Raw genomic sequence first — 19,898 nt, 5'->3', positions numbered from 1 at the left:
TTATTTTTCGTTATTCTGAATGTAGTCATTGGCATCAGAGAGGGCCGCCGTGAGTTGCTCAAAGGCCTTGATGGCTAAAGGCACAGAGGCGTCCTTGCAATGACTAACAAAAGGTTTGGGAATGGCCTCAAGCGATTTCTTGCAATTCACAAGAGCTTCCTCCACCTTCTGGCCTTCTGCTGCAGCATAGGAGGCAAAATAGGAATGGAAAGAGGCTGTGCCCTTCTTGAGCGGCGCACCATACCACACATTGGAGATGCTGGCAAGATTGCGCTCCAAATCGTCGAGCGAGGTCATGCTATATGGCGACTCAATATAGGTGGAGTCTGAGGAATAAGGTCTGTGTAGCTTCGTGTAGGCTATCTCGTCGGACAGTCCGCCCATGCCGTGATCGCCCGTAAGGAGTGCGGCGGCTAACTGCTTTGTGGTATAGGCCTTGAGCATATAGGTGCGATAGTCTGACTCATCGGGAGCTGTATAGGGTAAGGCGTGTGTGCCCAACAATTGTTTCAGCTCTGTGTCGGCAGCAGTCCAACCACAACGGACTTGTGCCAAGCGCAGGCGCAAATCGGCAATGAGCAATTGTGCATATTGGATTTCGCGGGCTGTCAGGTCGCTAACATTGCGCACCTTGCCTTCGCGATAGAGGATGTATTCAAGTCCATGAAAACCTACGATGGATGATGGCAAACCGCTGACAGTTTCCAACTGGCTCCCACTGGTCATGAGTTGGTCGAAGGCCTGGTGGTCGAGCGGCCATTTATTAATATCGGCATCGATATCGAAATGCGAATTAGGCCCAAGGAAGAAGGCTTCAGTCTGCTCATAGAGAAGACGCATACGCAGGAAGGTTGCAGCAGCTGTATTGAGCTGTTGTTGCGTAACTTTACCATAAGCCAAGGCATTGATTTGATGGTAGACAGTGTCTGCTGTGGCCGATGTCAGACTATTATAATAGTAGAACAAGTCCAGGTTGTGGGCCATGGCTTCAGCAAGCACTTCTGATTGCTTACCGGAAGAAGTTCCATTGTCATTACTGCAAGAGGAAAGTCCACAAGCGGCAAACAGTGATACAACGATTGTCCAAAAGATCTTCATTGGAGATAATATTAAGAGATTAGAGTGATAAAAAGCTCCCTCTAGCTTCCTCCAGCAAAGGAGATACACTGGTTCCTCACATAAAGGCGGTAACGGAGTATCTTCCCAAGGAGAATGATAGAGGGAGCTGTGAAACTTCCAGTTAGGAATCTAAATTAGATAGCATTGATGAATGCTACAACGGCGTCGCGGTCGCTCTTTGACAAACGATAGAACTTCTGCGAAGCAGCGTAAGCATCACTTTCTTTGCTATATCCGTGCCACATGATGGCTTCTACAACGGTCTTAGCGCGGCAGTCGTGGAGGCGTGAACCTTCACCCGTTTCTTGCGTGGAAAGACCACGACCCCAGAGCGGAGTGGTACGGCACCAACCAGTGCGAATATCGTTGACCATGTGGAGCTTATGCTGAACCAAGTCGGTATAAGGCCAGATAACGGTGTTATCGTAAGTGGGGAACTTAGCGTTAGGATGTGTAGCTATATAAGCCTTGCTTGCGTTGTCAATCCAGATGTTGTCCTTCTTGATAGTCCAAGAGGGGCGGTGGCAGTGCGTACAGCCCATCTGATAGAAGAGCTTCTTACCACGCTGCACTTCGGGATTGTCCAGATTACGTGCCTTGGGCACACCGAGACCACGGTGCCAAACGCCGAAGGAATAGTAGTCTTCATCCGTCATCTCTTCGCGGCCGTTCCAAGGTGCGGCATTAACGATATACTTCTCATAGTCGGCGCGCATCTCAGGAGTGTTTCTGTTCAGACCGAGGAGCTTGTTGACAAGTGTCTTGATACTGTCTGTAGAACCATCGCCATAGTAGGGATGAAGCAGAGAAGAGAAGCTGCCGCCTTCTCTCTTGATGGCTTCAATCACATCGGCATCTTCGCTCATGGCCTTAGCCCAAGCTGCTGTGGTGTAGAGATAGTGACGGTCGGAACGGGTCACGTTGGTGATGTTCCATATTGCGTTGCCACCAGGGCCATCGAGCAATGTGGCACGTGTCATACCGTAGGTGTATTTCTTAATACGTTTCTGACCATCTGCCAGCGTGTACCAAGCAGTGTTTGCCCAGTCGTTAGCGGCATGGTTCCACATGGCGGGGTTCAACTGAGCGAAGCGAGCTTCGCGCTGGTACTGAACGCGCATAGAGTCCTGACTGATGGCGTCGATAAGACCCGTACCGTACATACCGATAGTGGATTCGAGGCGCACCTCATAGTTGGTGGGCAGCGGTTTGGTATTGAACGCTGATTGGGCGATTTGCACGTCAGGATAAGAGAGTTCGTAAGTTTCGCCATCAGGGAACTTATTGCCGTGCTCATCCGTTGCATTCTTCCACGTAATGGTGATGCCCTTCTCGTCAACAGGTGCTTTGAAGGGGTGCATAGCCTGAGTTTGCGGCATACCCGTCACTTCGGTGATGTAAGAGTTAGCAGCATAAGGTTTGCCGTTTCCGTCGACGCCTGCCGTTGGGTGATAAATCACGAGCAAGTAGCCGTTGCCCATCTTGTTAGCGCGATACTCGGTCTGACGCTTTCCGTGACCGTAAGAAGGGTGACAGAATTCGCAACCAGAGCGGACCCAAGCTGGACCAAGTCCCCAGAACGGACGTGTAAAGAGGTTGGCGTTGTGTTCAAAGAAATTCTCGCCATTCTTAAACGTGATGTCCAAACCAGCCATCTCAACAGCGGGGGCAGGATTTGAATAGCAGCCCTGCTCATTACTGGTGGTTCCTTTCTCACCTCCCGGCAGCCATTCGGCTTGCGAGAAAACGGCGAGGGAATCCTTGTGATAAGTGGGCGCTACAGGTGTGTCGGTATTGTCCGAACAAGATGCTGCGGACAATGCGGCCATACCCATCAATAAGTAGGATGATAAATTTTTCATTGCATATTATTTAGGCGCGAACTCCCGCCTACCCTATTTAGGGTAGACGGGTATTCACACTGAGTTAGAATTTAATTACTTGTCGTTTTTATTTTTTCTTCTGCTGGATATATTCATCAGCTTCTCCGAGAGCCTTTGTCAGCTCATCGCAAGCATTGATAGCTGCCAGCACTTGAGCGTTCTTATAGTTGGCTACGAACGGAGCGGGGCAAGCTTTGAGCTTAGCTTGTGCGTTGTTGATAGCGTTCTGCACCTTTGTGCCCAATTCGGGGTTGTACTTCTTAAAGTAGCTTGCGAAGGACATACTGCTACGCTTGTTGGCATCAAAGCCACCGTTCCATACATTGTTTACGCTCTGGATGTTGTCCCAGAAGTCGGTCAGTGAGTTGTGAGAGAAAGGAGACTCGATGTAGTTAGGATCAGATTCTTTGTTCTCATCGTTCGTACCGAGACCGTATGGCTTACCCATCTTAGTCTGACCTACCTCGTCAACGATACCTACACAGCCGTGGTCACCACTGAGGATAGCGGACACTGCACTCTTGATAGAAGTGTAGAGACTACCTACCTGTCCGGCTTTCTTCATGTTTTCGCCGTAAGTGATAGTAGAGCTGGGCATTGAAGTTTTTCTCTCCTGTGCTTCGAGAGCTTTCTTGTGAGCTTCTGTACCACCAGCCCAGCACACTTCGAGTTCGAAGATAGAATACTTCAGGTCACCTGCAACTGCAACAGAATACTTCAGCTCATCAAGTGCATTGATGTCCGTGAAGTCAACGCCATCGTTGAAATTGTCGTTACCGCTGTTGAAAGAAGAAACCTTACGAGGAGCGCCATTACGGAAGATAACGAACTCAACAGCGTGGAAACCGAGGAGGTTCTGGTTGAGGTTGTTGTGAGCGTACTCGATGTTTGCTTCGTCATCAGTGGTAGTGATATTCTTCAGCAGGTTGGGGCTTGACAGGAGGTTGTGGAGAGCCGTCAGGTCAAGGGGCCAAGTGTCGATGTGCGGGTCGATGTTGTAGTCGCTGGCAGCACCGAGCAAGAAGCCTTCACTCATCTCATAGTTAGCGCGCGTAGCTTTCCAGCTCTCGCAAGCCTTGTCTACCATAGCTTGGGTGGCCGTACCTTTCTCCACTGCATCGCGGAGGGTCTTCATCTGCTCGTAGAAAGTCTCTGCATTTTTAGCCATGCTGGCATAAGTGGGGTTGATCGTGTTGTCCACGTAAGAACCCAGCACCTTTTGCAGATACCCTTCTTCCTCAGTAAGCGTCTGAACATGGTCGGGATCATCGCTACTGCAAGAATTAAAACCGAGAACGGTTGCACTAGCTGCTGCAAACAGCATAGCATACATGAAAATCTTTTTCATTGTTGTGTAATATAAAAGAATTATTTTGTCTGTTGGAAATCACGCTTTCGTTAGAGGAAGAAGCCCTCGTAAGCAACGCCAAAGTTGAGACTGGGCTCATTGTTATAGGGCGACTTGAACATACGCACGCCGTAGTCGGCCTTGATAACGATTTGTGGCAGCGGATAGTAGTTGAAACCAAAGGTCAGCTTGTTTCTTTCCTCATAGGGATAAGGTGCTTGACGATGGTCGCGGATGTAAGGATTATAGTAATCGTAACGACCGAAGACATAGAGTTTCTTTTCGTTAGCGCGAAGCTTTTCGAAGCGTGAGAAGAGGTCGTAACCAGCTTCAACGCCGAGGGCTACAGCGTTCTTTCCCACTTCTGAAGTACTGTAAGGGCTGGTCTTTGTGCTACGTCCTGAGAGGGTTTTCACGAAATAGGCATCAGCGAGATGTCCATAAGTGGCCTGAGCGCGCACAATCCAGTTGTATTTGTTCAGCGTAAAGTCAACGCTACCTATCGTAACTGCACCTTTGAGTTTCTCATTGGCGTCGTTCATCAGCGTATTGTTGATGGAGTGGCCATAGTAGCCGCTCACACCTAAGCGCATACCGGGCATTGCATACCAGTCGAGGCGCGCTGCCATGGCATATTTGCTGGCAGGAGAGAACTCGAACGCGCTGTGAGGACCCTTATGAATCCAGCCGTCACGATCGAACTGCATGGCATCAAGTCCCTCGAGGAATTGCAATTCATACTTGAAGTTGCGATAATGTCCCCACAAGCTCACACCCGTCTGGTGCCAAGTGGAGGGCAGAATAGTGTTCTCGCCTTCTGGACGGTAGACCGTGAAGAAATTGAGCGGTTCGTGATGACTGTTGTTAAGACCAACGGGCACTACGATATGTCCGGCGCGGATGTTGAAAGCACGAGAGAAGGACTTCTGCAACCAGAATTGCTCCAGCTCTACTTCGCCACCTTTCTCGGTTTCTACTTCCCATTCGCCACCTTCTTCGTATTCGCGTTCGTAAGCCGAACCCGTACCGCCATGTTCAAACTCTATCTCTGAACCCATGCTCCAGCCTTTACCGAAGTCGTAGCCCAAATAAACTACTACGTGGGGCAAATCGAAACGTCCGTGACTCTTGCCGTTCTTATACTTCGCCGGATTGGCATAACGATAAACATTGTCGCTATAAAAGTTGCGGGAATAAGCCACTTCACCGTATCCACCGACACTCAAGCGATTGCCTTTCACATGATTCATCACTGAATCAGCAGCATTGATTTGAGCGGCAGCTGTCATGCTCAAACCCAAACCCAACACGCCTAAAGCGAGTTTTAACTTTTCGTTCTTCATCATAATTATTGTCTAATTCTCTTTTATCCTACGCAATCTTTCAGCCAAATTTGAGTGAATTTCAGCTGCTTTAATTTTCGTGTGCAAAAGAACAAAGATGTGGCTATTTACGCAATACCCCAAAAAAGGTAAATAAAAACTAAGAAGGAAGAAAATCTCTTCTATCGCCCTGCAAAAAAGACATGGGTCTTAGTCTGTTAAATAAGGAAATGAACCTTTATAAGAGTGGTCAAAAATATCCTTATTGCGTTTGAAAATACAATAAGGATGTCAGCTGACGGAATAAGGATGTCAGCCGACGCCCTTATTCTATTTACACATATCTTCTTCCTGCAAAAACGGACAAAAAGAAGGTGGCTCTCTTTCGGCTTTTCATCGTATCTTTGCACCCATGGAACTACAAGAACAACTGCGCCAAATCAAGTGCGCACTCCATTCGATGATGAACGGCCCTATCTCGCAAGCCATGCGCAACAAGGGCTTGACCTATAAAGTGAACTTCGGCGTGGAAAAACCACGTCTGGAGGAATATGCTCACGAACTGCCTACTACCTATGAACTGGCGGCGGCTTTGTGGAAAGAGAACATTCGCGAATGTCGGCTGCTGGCTGGTATGCTGATGCCGGTAGAGGATTTCCCTGCCGACCTTGCCGATGTTTGGGTGGAACAAATTCTCTTCCCTGAAGAGGCCGACAATTTGGTGTTCCATCTGCTTTCGCGCACGCCTTATGCTTCGGAACGTGCCTTCGTATGGCTGGCCGACGAGCGCCCTATGTTCCGCTATGTGGGCTACCAGCTGCTGGGCCGCCTCTTTACCGAAAAGAAAGTGCCCAACCGCCGAGATATGCTTGAATACCTCGACCATACCACCACGGACCTCCGCTCTGACAACACAATGGTGAAGCAAGCAGCTTGGCGCAGCTTGATGAAATTCATGGACTTAGGCATCGGTCAAGAACGCTTGGGAAACCAAGTTTTGGACAGCGTGGGAATGTGACAACACGATCCTACAGAAAGTCCTCTCCCCTTCTCCCACGAAGAGAAAGACGCTGATTTTTCAACAAAACAAGAAAATCCCTACTCCTTTTTGGAGCAGGGATTTTTTAGAGGGTAAAAGTGGTGATTTGCAGGACTGAAGAAAGCCATGGCACAAATCCGCTACGCGGGAAAGCTCAACGATTGCGAGCGGGCTTTATGGGCTTTATCGGCTTTATGGGCTTTATCGGCCGCTTGGGCATATAGAGTTTCACAGGCTTGGCATCTGTGCCCCACTTCGTAGGAGTGGCGCTCATCTCGATTTCCAGTACGCCGCCTTCCATGAGTTGTTCGTGGGTGAAGAAAGGAGTGGTGAGGGCAACGCCATTGAGGCGCACGCGGCGAATGTATTTGTTCTGACGGCTGTTGCCGATGGTGCGCACCGTGAACTGACGATTGTTGGGCAGAGAGATGCTCACTTCGCCGAAGATGGGGCGACTGATAGTGTAGACAGGGCGGCCGGGGCAGAACTGGTAGAAGCCCATCGCGTTGAGTAGGTACCAGGCCGACATCTGGCCGCAGTCCTCGTTACCGCTTAGGCCGTTCGGGCCGGCATAGTAAAGGCCGTAGAGAATGCTATCACAGAGTTCCTGCGTGCGCCAAGGTTCACGCATATAATTATATAGGAATATCGTCCCATGTCCGGGTTCGTTGCCGTGGGCATACTGGCCAATCATGCCGCTAATATCTGGGCTGACATTGTCGCCCGTCATCTTGCTGGACATCACAAAGAGCGAATCGAGCTTATGGAGCATCTTCTTGCGCCCGCCAAAGAGAGAGGCAAGCCCTTCAGGGTCCTGCGGCACGAACCAAGTCCACTGCCACGCGGTGCCCTCCGTATAGTCGTCCATGCGGTGCGTACTGCTCACGGGGTCGAAAGGTGTGCGCCAATTTCCTTGTGAGTCCTTGCCGCGCATGAAGCCCGTTTTAGCATCGAAGTATTGACGATAAGCCTGCCCGAACTGCTGATAGCGGCGCGCATTGGCCGTGTCGCCCACAGCCTCAGCCAGCTGACTGATACACCAATCATTGTAAGCAAACTCTAAGGCGCGCGCCACGCTCTCACTGGCTTTGTCGAACGGTATGTAGGCTTGCGTATTCTTATAGTATTTGGCGGAAGGTTCGATTTCTTCCATCTTCCAACGTGGGAATACTGGAGCGATGCCCGTTGTGTCGTATTCAGCGCAGCGCAGCGCATGGCGATAGGCACGCTGAAGGTTGAAATTGTGGTAGCCCTTGGTGTACATATCGGCCACGAGGGACACGTAGTGGTAGCCAATCATGCAAGCCGTTTCGTTGCCTGCCAGCTCCCACTTTGGCACTATTCCCAGCTCGTCGCCCTTGCGGATAAGGCTGCGAATGTAGGCTTCGTTGCGCGCGGGGTCGATGATGCTGATGAGCGGATGCAAAGCGCGGTGAGTGTCCCATAGAGAGAACACCGTGTATATCGGATCTTCCTGCAATCCTTGGTGCACTTTCAGGTCCATCCCCAAATAGCGACCATCGACATCACTGAAGAGCATCGGTTCTAATTGGGCGTGATAAAGAGCCGTATAGAAAATTTGGCGAACAGAATCGGCATTGTCTGCCATGTCCTTGATTTGTATTTTGCTCAATTCGTCGTTCCAGAGCGCACGTGCAGCAGCGCGGGTTCCGTCGAAGTCCCAACCGGGTTGCTCGCAGCGCAGATTGTTCTGTGCGCCGTTGTAGTCGACATAAGAGAGTGCCACGCGACAGAGCAACTGCTTCGTGTTGGTTGGCACGTCCTTGAAATGGAGCACCAGCTTGCAGCAAGGATAGTCGCGGTTGGCTTCGCGCACGGTGTCGCGTACTACTTCGTAGGTGAAAGGCTGAGAAAATTCGAAAATGCCATAGATGGGCTGATTATAGGCCCAACCCAGCGAGCGGTGGAATACGCGCATCGTGTGATCGTTCAACTGTTCGTAGTCGAACTCCAGCATATACTGATTCTGGTTGTTATAGTCGAGGTCGAGAATCATACCCGCGTTTTTCCCCTCGGGGTAGGTAAAACGGTACAGAGCCGTTCGCTCCGTCGACGTAATCTCAGTTTTGATGCCGTAGCGTTGGAGAAACACGGAATAGTAGCCCGGCGTTGCACTCTCCTGCTGGTGACTGAATTCAGAAGCAAAGGGGCAGCGATATTTTCCGCCTTTCTCGCCCACATGCGCCAAATCGGCCGTGCCGGTGAAAGGCATCAGCAGAAAATCGGAAAGGTCGGCGCAGCCCGTACCACTCAAGCGCGTTTGAGAAAAACCATTGATGGTCTTGTCTTCATAGTAGTAACCCGAGCAAGCATCCCAACCATGGTGGCGCGTGTCGGGCCCCGGCTGAATCATACCATGCGGAACAACGGCTGCAGGGTGTGTATGGCCGTGTCCGCCCGTACCTATAAACGGATTGACATAGGAAGCCAGGTCGCTTGTCTGGCTCATCGCTGCACAACTCAAAGCGGCAGCCAAAAAGGCTAAAGCTATTTTCTTCATAATTAGGAGTTTTCTTCGCTCCAAAGATAAGGATATTTTTCACTTCCTATCCGCCCTTCTCCTTTTTTAATACATCGAACAACACAAAACACATGTTTAAGAAGAGAAAGGAAGAAAACCGAGTTTTATCAGTTATGGTAGCTAAAATGAGGTATTTCTCCACATATTTATTAAAAAAGGTTATTGAAACTTGCATTCTTCAAAAAAAAGGTTTAGTTTCGCTCCATCAATCCAACAGGCGTTTGTCTGTCTAAAGCTAAGAAACAACTCATTATATTTTTATAATCTAAACATACGCTTATGAAAAGAACTTTACTCCTTTCGGCTCTCGCAGCCTTCGGCCTTGCTTCTACGGCTCAAACCCAGCTCCAAGAGGTGAACCTTAGTGGCCGTAACGCGGTGACTACTCTGTCGCTCAACCAGAAAGCTGTGAACAAAGCAAGAAAGGCGCTCCAAGCCAACAAGATGGGTGCCCGCATCACTTCCACTGCTCCTTCCGCTTTCTACGCACGTCCAGCAGGCTGCTTCTGGGCTGGAGCCGACAACCAGTTTAACGCGTACCAAGGCTACCTCATTGCACCGGCCAACATAGCCCTTTCCTTCCAAGGCATCATGGTGGGAGAGAAATGCAAATGGATGTACGCTGACCCTGCACAAAAGGTCACTGAAGATCAACAAGAGTACACTTATCTCACGAAGGAGATTCAAGGCGGTACCGACTCTGTGCTGACCGTTACATATCCTGCTGTTGCACTGCCCGCCCCGCAGCTCATTTGCAGCAGCAAGGTGGGATCGACCCCACTCAATGCTAAAACAACAGCAGATACATTCTCACTGGGAAATATTGTTGTTTACGGTGGTGGCGCATTGCGCAGAGAAACGCTTTACCCTTCTGTAAATTATGACGTACGCCGTTTGGCTGGCACTATCAATATTAGCGACTACTTCGGCTTTAACAGCGATAAAGCCAACAGCAATATCACCAAAACTTTCGGTAAGAAATTTGGCAACCAAGAGCTGAAGGTGACAGCAGCCTATGAGCTCTTCTTGTTCAACAGCTCTGCACCGGCTTACATCTTAGGCGGTGAAGCTATGTTCTATGCTGATGGTACACAAGAGGTGAAGGCTTCTGATATTGCCGTAGACCTTGTTCCACTTGAAAACGGGCGTCCGGCCAGTGAGCCTCTGCAGGCTCAGCTGACAGCCGATAAGGTAACTCTCATCCCTGCAAAAGGTCAGCAAGCTGCCATCTATGTGGTTCACTTCTCTGCTAAAGAAGCCATCGCTGCCAACCAGGCTCTGATGGTTCGTGTGCGTCCTTCCGCAACGGGCACTAAGGCTTTCAGTCCAGTACCTGTAATCTCTGAAGGAATGTCTGATGGACAAACTGGCTATGGAGCTATTTCGTTCTCCTACAATGGTAAGGACTACAAGGATCTGCCTATCTCTATCAATATCTTCCAGTTTGATAACGATGGCAAATACCATGCTTTCAACTGGGGCATTGGTCTTGATCTGACTTACAACCAAAAAGAAGCTAATGCCTATACGGGTATCACAACGCCCAATACTGCGGTTCGCGTATCCAATGCTACTTACGACCTCCAAGGCCGTCGCGTTGAAGCTCCCGCTAAGGGCCTTTACATTCAGAACGGCAAGAAAGTTTACGTGAAGTAAACAGCTCGTTGAACGACACAAAAAGAAGCCGCTGCACTCTTCAGAGAGTTGCAGCGGCTTTTGTTGTGTGGAAGGAAAGTCGGGAGAGAAAAATTTAGGGACGGCCGAAGACTTTTTTCATAAAGTTGAAGTCGTTCAACCGAATATCTGCGCCGGCCATCACCACAAAGCCCGGTTGGCGCACATTGCCCAAATCGTAGTAGCGCGTTGCTGTGAGGTTCGACATATCCACGTAAGCCGTCCAGCTCTTTGCTGCCCATTTCAGTTTCAGGTCGAGAAGAGCGTGCGTGCCGTAGGGGTGGAGCTGTCCCGTACTCTTGTGGTTCTCATAGACAAGGTAGTTGCCCTCTCTGCGCTGCACGCGCAAACTCCAGTCGGCATCCAGCTGCTTATAGATCCTATGTGAGAGGCGAAGCACCAATTTGTGGCGCAGATATTCCAGCGCATAATTGGATTTGAAATAAGCTTCTCCATCGCGGCGATTCTGATGGATATAAGCATAGCTCACAGCGAAACGCTCCAACGGCTGATGCTGGCCGAGCAACACGCGGAGGTCGGCATCCATCTGTAGGCTAACGCCCACGTTATCAAGGTTGAACGAAGTGGCATGAAACTTATCCGTGGGCGAACGCATCACCCAGTCGATCATGTGATTTCCACGGTTGTAGAAAGCTGAGGCCTGCGCCTTAAAACCTTTCAAAACGTAGTCCGCTCCCACACGGAACGAACTATTCTCTTCAGCTTTCAAATCCTTGTTGCCCTCCTGTGTCGGACTCTTATAGTAAAGGTCGGTGAACGTGGGCAATCGCATCGAGCGGTTGAAGCTGGCAAAAAGTTTGAGGCTCTGCATCGGTCGGTAAGCCACATCCACGCCCGGATAGAAACGCAGTCCGCCACGCACGCTCGTATTGGTCTGTCCCATGACACCTGCCGAGAAAGTCCAATGGTTCAGCACCAGCGTGTGTTCCAAGAAGAGCGAAGTGTTCGTGCGATGGTCGCGGTGCGTGTAGAAGCTATTACGCTGGCCGTGGACGCGGACAAACTTCGACGAGTCGACAGGAAGTCCAAGATTGGAGCTCTGTATGTCCTCATAGCGCAATTCCACTCCGAGAAGCGTACGTCCTGCAGCCCAGTCGGTCCAAGCATTGAGCCCACTGTTCAATACGTTGCCGCGATGGAAATTCTCAGCTTTCTTCGTGCCTCGAATCAGTTGGAAATGATCCACATTGCGCGCCCAGCTGAGTTGTGGGGAGAGATGGATGCGCCCGCTCCACTCGCCTTGCAGCGCTACCATGAAGCGGCGCGTGGCCTCCCACTGATTGGGAAAGGCAGCAGAATAGAACGTGTTAGCTCCAAAGTCGTTCCACAACGCACTGGCTTGAGATTTCAGCACAAAACGCGGCAGGCTCAGGCGGCCTGTCCAAAACACCTTGTTGGTCTTGTAGTCGCCATTTTCAACAGCTCCGTCCGAACGCTGCATAGAGCGTGACAGCGTCATATTAAAGCGCTGCCAATGATGGGAGGAACGCAACTCTTCGCGGAACGTACCGTACGAACCGCCCTCAGCCTTCAAGAAGAGAGCATCGCCCAGGGGCTTCGTCACAATATTGATGGCACCACTAAAAGCCTGCGAACCGAAGATGCGCGAAGCAGCTCCTTGCAGGATTTCAATGTGATCGATGTCGGAAATATTAACAGGGAAATCGGCCGCATTATGGCCAGTTTGAGGATTATTGATGGGAACGCCGTTCACAAGCAGCGTGATTTGGTCGAAAGTGCCTCCATCAATGCTGATGTCCGTCTGAATACCAAAACCGCCGCGCTGACGGACGTCTACACCCGCGGCCAGTTTCAATACGTCGTTCACACTCGTGACCCCCGCAGCCGCAATGTCCGCGCGGCTCAACGTGGTCACCTGACGGGCTGCTACCTGAGCAGCCAGAGGAGCTCGCGAGGCCGTTACCTCGGCGCTGTTCAGCACTACGGTATCGATGCGTCCAGCTGGAACGGGGCGTACGTCGGACAACGTAATGGCAGCGGAAGCCGTTGTTACTGTGGCCACACTCAGCACGCCCACCGTCACTTCTCGCTTCAGTACAGAGAAGAGCGCATAGGACTTGCGGCTGAAGTGGTGGAATACCACCGGCTTGAGCTTCAGATTTGTTGAATTATTCATGTGTTTTAATAGAAAAAATAAAGGGGACTTTCCTCCCGCGCTGCAAATTTAACATTTTGCCCCGAGCCAGCAAAAGAAGGGCTTCTGGAATGAAAAAAAACGGAAAGAACTCATCACTATAGAGGAAAATATAGAAAGCAAAGAATGAGCTATATGTGCAGAAAAGCTTTTCTTTTTTACCTTTCAAGAGAGCATAGACGGTTTGAGCACAAAAGGAGTATAAACCACTACAAAACAAATCTTTAATCACACATCCTCTTCTTATTTACAAGCAATTCTGAGAGAGCGAAAAATATCCTTATTGCGTCAGCTGACACAATAAGGCTGTCAGCTGACTCCCTTATTGTATTTGAAAACGCTATAAGGATATTTACGCTTGCTGCAAAGAGATTTTTCTCCCTACACAAAGCCATTATGGACCAGCATGGTCACCCAATTTCGAAGAATCGAGAAAATAGGCACTTAAATTCATCCGTTTTCCACTGAATAGCAAGAATTTAAGGATACAATAGAACAGAAAATCCGCGTCATTGGGGAAGGTGTGAATACAACTTGAGTGCCATTTAACACAAAAAACAAGACTTTAAGGCCTTGTTTATATGTTTCGCAACATATTTTTAGTGCTAAATAATAGATTTATTGCCTGCGAAATTTTACCATAACACATTATTAATCTTACTATTATACATGTTATTAAACATGTTTTTATGACAGAAAAAATAAATTTCAAAAAACATCTTCTTTTTGTGGATTTTTTAAATATAATCAATACCTTTGCATTAACAAATACCTGTTGCATAAATTATAATAACACAGTGAACTATGGCAAACTCCAAAACTATTGACACGGAGAAGTTGTCTTATGCTCGAATTAAAGATGACATAGCCGACCAGCTTTTCGTTCGAATCATCCAGAAAATTGGAGTGGAGAAACTTTACCGAGATCCAGATTATTCAGCCCGTCAACTGGCGATTGATCTGAAGACCAACCCGAGATACATCTCTGTGGTGGTGGCCCTACACACGGGCGACAATTACAACGCTCTAGTGAATAACTACCGTTTGCGCGATGCACGCAAAATGCTTTCCAGTCCTCGCTACCGCGATCAATCTGTGGAGGAAATAGGCCTGCACTGCGGCTTTGCCTCTCGCCAAGCTTTCTACTTGGCTTTCCATCGAGAAGAAAAAATGACTCCGCGACAGTACCGAGTGCAAGCTCTCGGCACAAAAGCAAAAAAGGATTGAGCCAATAAAAGAGACCATCCACCCGCCCTATGGCAGAAGACAGGAACGACGCTTTGGGCAATAACAGAAATCTTAAATATATAACTAGGTACTGGGGAAGGCTTTCCCCTCCCCGCTCATAAATCTCTTTATATCCAACAAAGACTATGTTAGATACGCAAGAACGCGAAAAAATCATCCGCTTGGTACGCCATTGGGTTGTACCCGCCATCGGATGTACCGAACCTGTCTGCGTGGCACTGGCAACGGCAAAAGCTACGGAACTACTTGGACAACGTCCAGAACGCATTGAAGCACACCTGAGTGCAAATATCCTAAAAAACGCCATGGGAGTAGGCATTCCCAACACCGGCATGGTGGGCCTTCCCATTGCCATCGCTCTCGGAGCCTTGGTGGGAAAGTCTGACTACGGTTTAGAAGTCCTTCGCGATGTCGACACTGCGGCTGTAGAAGAAGGAAAAAAATTCATTGCTGAAGAACGCATCCACATTGATCTGGCGCAAAACGCGTGCGACAAACTCTATGTCGAAATCTGTGTGACAGCTGGCGGCCACTCGGCCACAGCTGCCATAGCTCATGAACACACTCGCTTCACTCTCCTCAAAACAGACAGAACCATATTATTAGATGAACAAAACCAGCAACAGGGAAACAATGAGGTGAAGAAAGAAAAATCAGGGCTATCTCTCAAAAAAGTCTATGAGTTTGCAACCACAACGCCGCTCGAGGAAATCCGATTTATCGACGAAGCACGCCAGCTCAATGAGAAAGCAGCACAACTTTCGCTCAAAGGCAACTACGGCCATCGGTTGGGTAAGATTCTTTCTCGCCCCATCGGTCGTGGAATTATGGGCGACAGCATCTTCTCACACATCATCTCTAGCACATCCTGCGCTTGCGATGCCCGAATGGCCGGAGCAATGATTCCCGTGATGAGCAATAGCGGCAGCGGCAATCAAGGTATCTGTGCTACCAATCCAATTGTGGTCTTTGCTCGCGAAAACAACAATACGGAGGAAGAAATGATTCGTGCGCTCATGCTCTCGCACCTCACTGTCATTTATATAAAAGAACATCTTGGCACGCTTTCGGCTCTCTGTGGTTGCGTGGTGGCTGCCACGGGTTCGAGTTGCGGCATCACTTACTTGATGGGCGGCAACTACCAACAGATTACATACGCGGTTCAGAATATGATTGCTAACCTAACGGGTATGATCTGCGACGGAGCGAAGCCCAGCTGTGCGATGAAGCTCACCACAGGCGTTAGCACGGCCGTCATGTGTGCAATGCTGGCTATGCAGAACGAATATGTTACGAGCGTGGAAGGTATCATCGACGACGACGTGGAACAAAGTATCCGCAACCTCGTGTCTATCGGTGCAGATGCTATGGACGAAACCGACCGCTGCGTACTCAATATCATGACGCATAAAAAATAATTAGCATCACAAGCAAAAAAAATAGCTATCCAGACACTCCTTTCTTGGAATGTGTCTGGATATTTTTTTAATTTTGCGTACATATAAACAAAATAGTCATATTTATCAATGAAGAAACAAATACTTTGCACGTTAGCCTTTGGTCTGACAATCAGTTCTTCAGTAATGGCGCAAACAGCCCTCTGCGGCAATGGTAGCAAAATGTCTACTCAACTGGAGCGCCTCGTAAAACAAGCCACAGCGGCAAAAGCCCGCGGAATCAGTGCCTCCCAACCCGAAGAGTTCTCCATCCTTATTGATGCGAAGAACGCCGAAGCCTTGGAGAAAGAACTCCAAGCTGAAGGATTGGATGTGACGGCTATTGATGACAACATCCTTTCGGCCACGCTCACTGCGGCACAGATTCAGAAACTCGCTACACGCAATGATATCAATATCATGCAGGTTTCGAGAAAGTTCCGTCCGCTGCTCAAGCAGGCCCGTCACGACATTGGAGCCGACAAAGTGCAGGCAGGAACAAACCTCGACACGCCGTTTGACGGCACAGGCGTGCTCATCGGCGTGATAGACCAAGGTTTCTATCCCAAGCACTTAGCTTTCACCAACGCCAAGAACGAAACCCGCGTAAAAATGTGGTGGAGACGCGGAGCAAAGCCCACGACTGCCAATCCCACAACGGTTCTTCCCAATCAAGGCGATGGTCTGCAAGCACAGGGACACGCCACTCACGTTGCTAATATCGCTGGTGGACGCAACCTCGGCAATGATTTGCAGGGTATTGCTCCAGCCGCCGACCTCTACTTCATTTCTTCTTCATTCGATGAGAAAGAAATGCTGGAGGATGTTCGTGCTATAGCACAATATGCGCAGCAAAAAAAACAACCTTTCGTGGTGAACATGAGTTTGGGCGCACAGAGCGGCCCACACGATGGCACCACCACTTACGACCGCACAATGGACCGCCTCTTTAAGCGATACAACGGCGTTCTAGTGGCAGCAGCGGGCAACGAAGGTGAAGACCCCATCCACACTTATCACAAGTTCACGGCCGACAATCAATCGAAATCATTCCTTGTAAAGACGCCAGACTCTCCGAACAGGGGAAATAACACCCTTCTTATTGGGCAGTGCTGGGAGACTATCGCAGACGGTCAAAAGCATGTAACATTCCGTCCGTTCTACTATTATAATGGTAGAAAAACATATCTGACCGACAGCCAGATCTCTACGCTTAGCGGAGGCGGTTTAGGTATCGATGACGACATCGACCAAAACAATAACAAGCACTTCTTCTCCTTCGTTTTGAATAGTGCTACCATCGAATCTATCGGAGGTAGTGATGCACAATTCGGCGTTGAGCTCACGGGCCAAAAGGATGCCGAGGTCCACTGCTGGATGGAAGTTGAATATGGTGAATTTGACAACTCAGCGGGCGGTTTCCTCAGAGGCGACAGTAAATATCTCAGTAGCGAAGGCGGTGCCAACGTTCCGAGTGCTATTTCCGTTGCGGCCTACACCCTCTCTACGCGTTTCACAAACTCAGAAGGCTCTACATACTCTCTACCTGGCTATACCCCAGGTAGGATTGCGAAATTCTCCAGTCCTGGTCCATGGCTGGGCGACTCTACCATCATGAAGCCCACCATTGCTGCCCCAGGAACTTTCATACTTTCTGCTTTCAACCAATACGACCATGGTCTTGACGATTTGCAGGAAGAAGTAACACACAAACTGGTTATCAATGGAAAGACTTATTACTATGGTGCAATGAACGGAACTTCCATGGCAACGCCGGTAGTTACGGGCACAATAGCCCTTTGGATGCAAGCCAATCCTAAGCTAACTTCTGAACAAATCGTTGAGATTCTCAAGAAAACGGCTCGCCACGACAGATACACCGGAAATAACACATGGACGCCTACGTTTGGCTACGGAAAACTGGATGCTTACGAAGGACTCAAAATGGCTCTCACTATGAGTAATAGTACGGGTATTAATCCGGTGGAATATACCAACCAGCCTGTCACTATCAACATGAAGCCCGAGGCTTGGAACATTCTCTTCAACAGCGATGAGAATTTTGCCCACATAGCTATTTACAACGTGAGTGGACAACTGCTGAACCAGCGCAACTTGCAAGGCATCAGCCGAGGCCAGGAGGAAACCATCAGCTTAAGCGGCTTACCCGCTGGCATCTATCTCCTCAACGTCACCACGGCAAATGCCACGGTGAGCAAGAAGGTCGTTGTCAAATAAGTATAAAAACTCTCATAGGCCTCGTCCTTCTGGATGAGGCCTTTTTTATTTCAAGGAAATATAGGTATGAACAACTTTGATTTTTATAGTCCTACGGAGTTCGTCTTCGGTAAGAACACGGAAGAGCGAACGGGAGAAATGGTGACGCGGTATGGTGGCCGCCACGTATTGCTGGTGTATGGTAGCGAACGCATCGTCCACACTGGTTTGGCAGGCCGAGTGGAGGAATCGCTCCGTAAGGCGGGGATCGACTACACGCTCTTTGGTGGCATCCAACCCAATCCCATAGATACAAAGGTTTATGAAGGCATCCGCTTAGGTAAAGAAAAGCAGGTCGATATGCTGTTGGCTATTGGCGGCGGTTCTGTTATCGACACGGCCAAGGCCATTGCGGCCGGATTGGTTTATGAGGGTGATTTCTGGGACTTTTATGCGGGTACGGCCATTATTCAGACCGCGCTGCCCGTGGGCGTTGTCCTCACCATTCCGGCTGCGGGTAGTGAGGGCTCGGGCAACTCCGTTATCACACAAGTGAGTACAAACAAAAAGATCAGCCTCCGAACACCGCGCGCCCTGCGCCCAAAGTTTGCCATCATGAACCCCGAACTCACCATGACACTCCCGCCCTACCAGACTGCGGCTGGAGCGGTCGATATGATGGCACATATCCAGGAGCGTTACTTCACCAATACGCCGCACACTGAAGTGACGGACGCGCTGAGTGAGTCATTGCTACGCACCATCATTGAGGTGACGCCGAAAGTCTTAGCAAGTCCCAACGACTATGATGCGCGCGCTGCACTGATGTGGTGTGGTACGCTGGCACACACGGGACTCTGCGGCACGGGCAACGAGGAGGACTGGTCGTCACACGCCATTGAGCACGAACTCAGTGCTTTCTATGGTGTCACACATGGTGCAGGATTGGCAGTTATCTTCCCGGCTTGGCTGACATTCATGGCCGACCACAATGTGGATAAAGTGGCCCACTACGCACATAAGGTGTGGAATGTTCCTGCTACGGCCGACAAGCGAGCCGATACGCTTGAAGGCATTGCGCGCTTAAAGGCTTTTTTCCACACGATTGGAATGCCTACGAGCATCGCTGAATTGGGCATCGACAACTTCGACCTGGAACTCATCAATAGCCATCTCCATGTGACCAAAGGCGAACTGGTGGGCAATTTTGTCCCGCTCAACGAGGCACACACGCGTCAAATCTACGAATATGCCGTCAGAGGATAATCACAACACCCCTGCCCCCACTGAAACCATCAAGGGACGGGTACTCATAATCAATGCGAGCCCGCGTCGCAAAGGACTCATCGCACAAATGCTGGGAGAGATGCAACGCACGCTGCAGGAAGCAGGCAAAGAGGTACATCTCATCCAAACGGCCGACCTACAAATGAGGCATTGCACGGGCTGTATGTACTGCCGCAGTAAGCACGCTTGCTGTCTGCCCGAGGACGATTCCGTGCAAGTACTGGAGGAACTGCGGGCTTGTGAGTACCTCATCATCGGTGCGCCCTGCTATTGGGGCAACATCCCTGGCGAACTGAAAATTCTCTTTGACCGACTCGTCTACGGAATGATGAACGAGGACAAACGCGGTATTCCCATCGGATTGATGAAGGGTAAGCGGGCGGCAATTGTCAGCACCAGCACCACATTCTGGCCGTTCAACATTTGGTTCCATCAAACGCGCGGCGTGGTGCGAGCTTTGAAGGAAATCCTAAAATGGAGCGGTTTCCGAATCTGTGGCACTCTGGAACGGGGCGGCACAAAGAAACACCCGCTCACGCCGAAGGACTTGCAACGTGCGCATCGACTGGCACAAAAAATCATTCGGTGAGAAATCACTAACTTTGCC

The 19,898-nt window shown here is 49.7% G+C and carries 13 protein-coding genes; 7 read left to right on the top strand and 6 right to left on the bottom strand.

What is annotated here, in order from left to right; all coding sequences use genetic code 11:
• The 4 genes from ACO4R2_RS08610 to ACO4R2_RS08595 form a co-directional block, all read right to left on the bottom strand.
• The gene (locus ACO4R2_RS08610; protein ID WP_484769899.1) at positions 1 to 1,098 is read right to left on the bottom strand and encodes an imelysin family protein; all 1,098 of its coding nucleotides are present in this window, start codon (positions 1,096 to 1,098) and stop codon (positions 1 to 3) included.
• A gap of 155 nt (positions 1,099 to 1,253) precedes the next feature.
• Complete coding sequence (locus ACO4R2_RS08605; RefSeq protein WP_484769898.1) at positions 1,254 to 2,981, bottom strand: di-heme oxidoredictase family protein; 1,728 nt, start codon at positions 2,979 to 2,981, stop codon at positions 1,254 to 1,256.
• 88 nt (positions 2,982 to 3,069) lie between these two features.
• On the bottom strand, positions 3,070 to 4,350 hold the full coding sequence (locus ACO4R2_RS08600; RefSeq protein WP_484769897.1) for an imelysin family protein: 1,281 nt from the start codon (positions 4,348 to 4,350) through the stop codon (positions 3,070 to 3,072).
• Positions 4,351 to 4,400: 50 nt separating this feature from the next.
• Positions 4,401 to 5,693: a hypothetical protein gene (locus ACO4R2_RS08595; protein ID WP_484769964.1), complete on the bottom strand. Its 1,293-nt coding sequence runs from the start codon at positions 5,691 to 5,693 to the stop codon at positions 4,401 to 4,403.
• Positions 5,694 to 6,084: 391 nt separating this feature from the next.
• Between ACO4R2_RS08595 and ACO4R2_RS08590 the strand changes: the two genes are divergently transcribed.
• Positions 6,085 to 6,690, top strand: coding sequence for a DNA alkylation repair protein (locus tag ACO4R2_RS08590; RefSeq protein ID WP_484769896.1), 606 nt, complete (start codon positions 6,085 to 6,087; stop codon positions 6,688 to 6,690).
• Positions 6,691 to 6,865: 175 nt separating this feature from the next.
• Here ACO4R2_RS08590 and ACO4R2_RS08585 read toward each other — a convergent pair whose 3' ends face one another.
• Positions 6,866 to 9,256, bottom strand: a complete 2,391-nt coding sequence (locus ACO4R2_RS08585; RefSeq protein WP_484769895.1) for a GH92 family glycosyl hydrolase — start codon at positions 9,254 to 9,256, stop codon at positions 6,866 to 6,868.
• Between the two features lie 276 nt (positions 9,257 to 9,532).
• Between ACO4R2_RS08585 and ACO4R2_RS08580 the strand changes: the two genes are divergently transcribed.
• Positions 9,533 to 10,909 carry a hypothetical protein gene (locus ACO4R2_RS08580; protein WP_484769894.1) on the top strand — a complete coding sequence of 459 codons (1,377 nt, stop codon included), beginning with the start codon at positions 9,533 to 9,535 and terminating at the stop codon, positions 10,907 to 10,909.
• Positions 10,910 to 11,003: 94 nt separating this feature from the next.
• Here the strand turns inward: ACO4R2_RS08580 and ACO4R2_RS08575 are convergent, their stop codons facing one another.
• The gene (locus ACO4R2_RS08575) at positions 11,004 to 13,085 is read right to left on the bottom strand and encodes a TonB-dependent receptor plug domain-containing protein (protein WP_484769893.1); all 2,082 of its coding nucleotides are present in this window, start codon (positions 13,083 to 13,085) and stop codon (positions 11,004 to 11,006) included.
• Between the two features lie 822 nt (positions 13,086 to 13,907).
• Here ACO4R2_RS08575 and ACO4R2_RS08570 point away from each other — a divergent pair.
• The 5 genes from ACO4R2_RS08570 to ACO4R2_RS08550 all read left to right on the top strand — a co-directional run bounded on the left by ACO4R2_RS08570 (position 13,908) and on the right by ACO4R2_RS08550 (position 19,880).
• On the top strand, positions 13,908 to 14,330 hold the full coding sequence (locus tag ACO4R2_RS08570) for a helix-turn-helix domain-containing protein (RefSeq protein WP_311489581.1): 423 nt from the start codon (positions 13,908 to 13,910) through the stop codon (positions 14,328 to 14,330).
• A 146-nt stretch (positions 14,331 to 14,476) separates the two neighbouring features.
• On the top strand, positions 14,477 to 15,769 hold the full coding sequence (locus ACO4R2_RS08565; protein ID WP_311489580.1) for an L-cysteine desulfidase family protein: 1,293 nt from the start codon (positions 14,477 to 14,479) through the stop codon (positions 15,767 to 15,769).
• 108 nt (positions 15,770 to 15,877) lie between these two features.
• Entirely contained in the window at positions 15,878 to 18,025 is a 2,148-nt protein-coding gene (locus ACO4R2_RS08560) for a S8 family peptidase (protein ID WP_484769892.1), read from the top strand.
• A 66-nt stretch (positions 18,026 to 18,091) separates the two neighbouring features.
• On the top strand, positions 18,092 to 19,270 hold the full coding sequence (locus ACO4R2_RS08555; RefSeq protein ID WP_484769891.1) for an iron-containing alcohol dehydrogenase: 1,179 nt from the start codon (positions 18,092 to 18,094) through the stop codon (positions 19,268 to 19,270).
• On the top strand, positions 19,254 to 19,880 hold the full coding sequence (locus ACO4R2_RS08550) for a flavodoxin family protein (protein WP_484769890.1): 627 nt from the start codon (positions 19,254 to 19,256) through the stop codon (positions 19,878 to 19,880). Before ACO4R2_RS08555 ends, ACO4R2_RS08550 begins: the two co-directional genes overlap by 17 nt.
• Positions 19,881 to 19,898: the final 18 nt, after the last annotated feature.

The organism is Alloprevotella sp., from assembly GCF_057240785.1.
The sequence above is the reverse complement of the archived record's forward strand: the minus strand, read 5'-3'. Positions and strand labels throughout refer to the sequence as shown.

Coding starts and splice junctions, on each gene's coding strand:
- ACO4R2_RS08575 (WP_484769893.1), bottom strand. CDS start 13,085: ATGAATAATTCAACAAATCTGAAGCTCAAGCCGGTGGTATTCCACCAC.
- ACO4R2_RS08605 (WP_484769898.1), bottom strand. CDS start 2,981: ATGAAAAATTTATCATCCTACTTATTGATGGGTATGGCCGCATTGTCC.
- ACO4R2_RS08600 (WP_484769897.1), bottom strand. CDS start 4,350: ATGAAAAAGATTTTCATGTATGCTATGCTGTTTGCAGCAGCTAGTGCA.
- ACO4R2_RS08590 (WP_484769896.1), top strand. CDS start 6,085: ATGGAACTACAAGAACAACTGCGCCAAATCAAGTGCGCACTCCATTCG.
- ACO4R2_RS08560 (WP_484769892.1), top strand. CDS start 15,878: ATGAAGAAACAAATACTTTGCACGTTAGCCTTTGGTCTGACAATCAGT.
- ACO4R2_RS08580 (WP_484769894.1), top strand. CDS start 9,533: ATGAAAAGAACTTTACTCCTTTCGGCTCTCGCAGCCTTCGGCCTTGCT.
- ACO4R2_RS08555 (WP_484769891.1), top strand. CDS start 18,092: ATGAACAACTTTGATTTTTATAGTCCTACGGAGTTCGTCTTCGGTAAG.
- ACO4R2_RS08565 (WP_311489580.1), top strand. CDS start 14,477: ATGTTAGATACGCAAGAACGCGAAAAAATCATCCGCTTGGTACGCCAT.
- ACO4R2_RS08570 (WP_311489581.1), top strand. CDS start 13,908: ATGGCAAACTCCAAAACTATTGACACGGAGAAGTTGTCTTATGCTCGA.
- ACO4R2_RS08595 (WP_484769964.1), bottom strand. CDS start 5,693: ATGAAGAACGAAAAGTTAAAACTCGCTTTAGGCGTGTTGGGTTTGGGT.
- ACO4R2_RS08550 (WP_484769890.1), top strand. CDS start 19,254: ATGCCGTCAGAGGATAATCACAACACCCCTGCCCCCACTGAAACCATC.
- ACO4R2_RS08610 (WP_484769899.1), bottom strand. CDS start 1,098: ATGAAGATCTTTTGGACAATCGTTGTATCACTGTTTGCCGCTTGTGGA.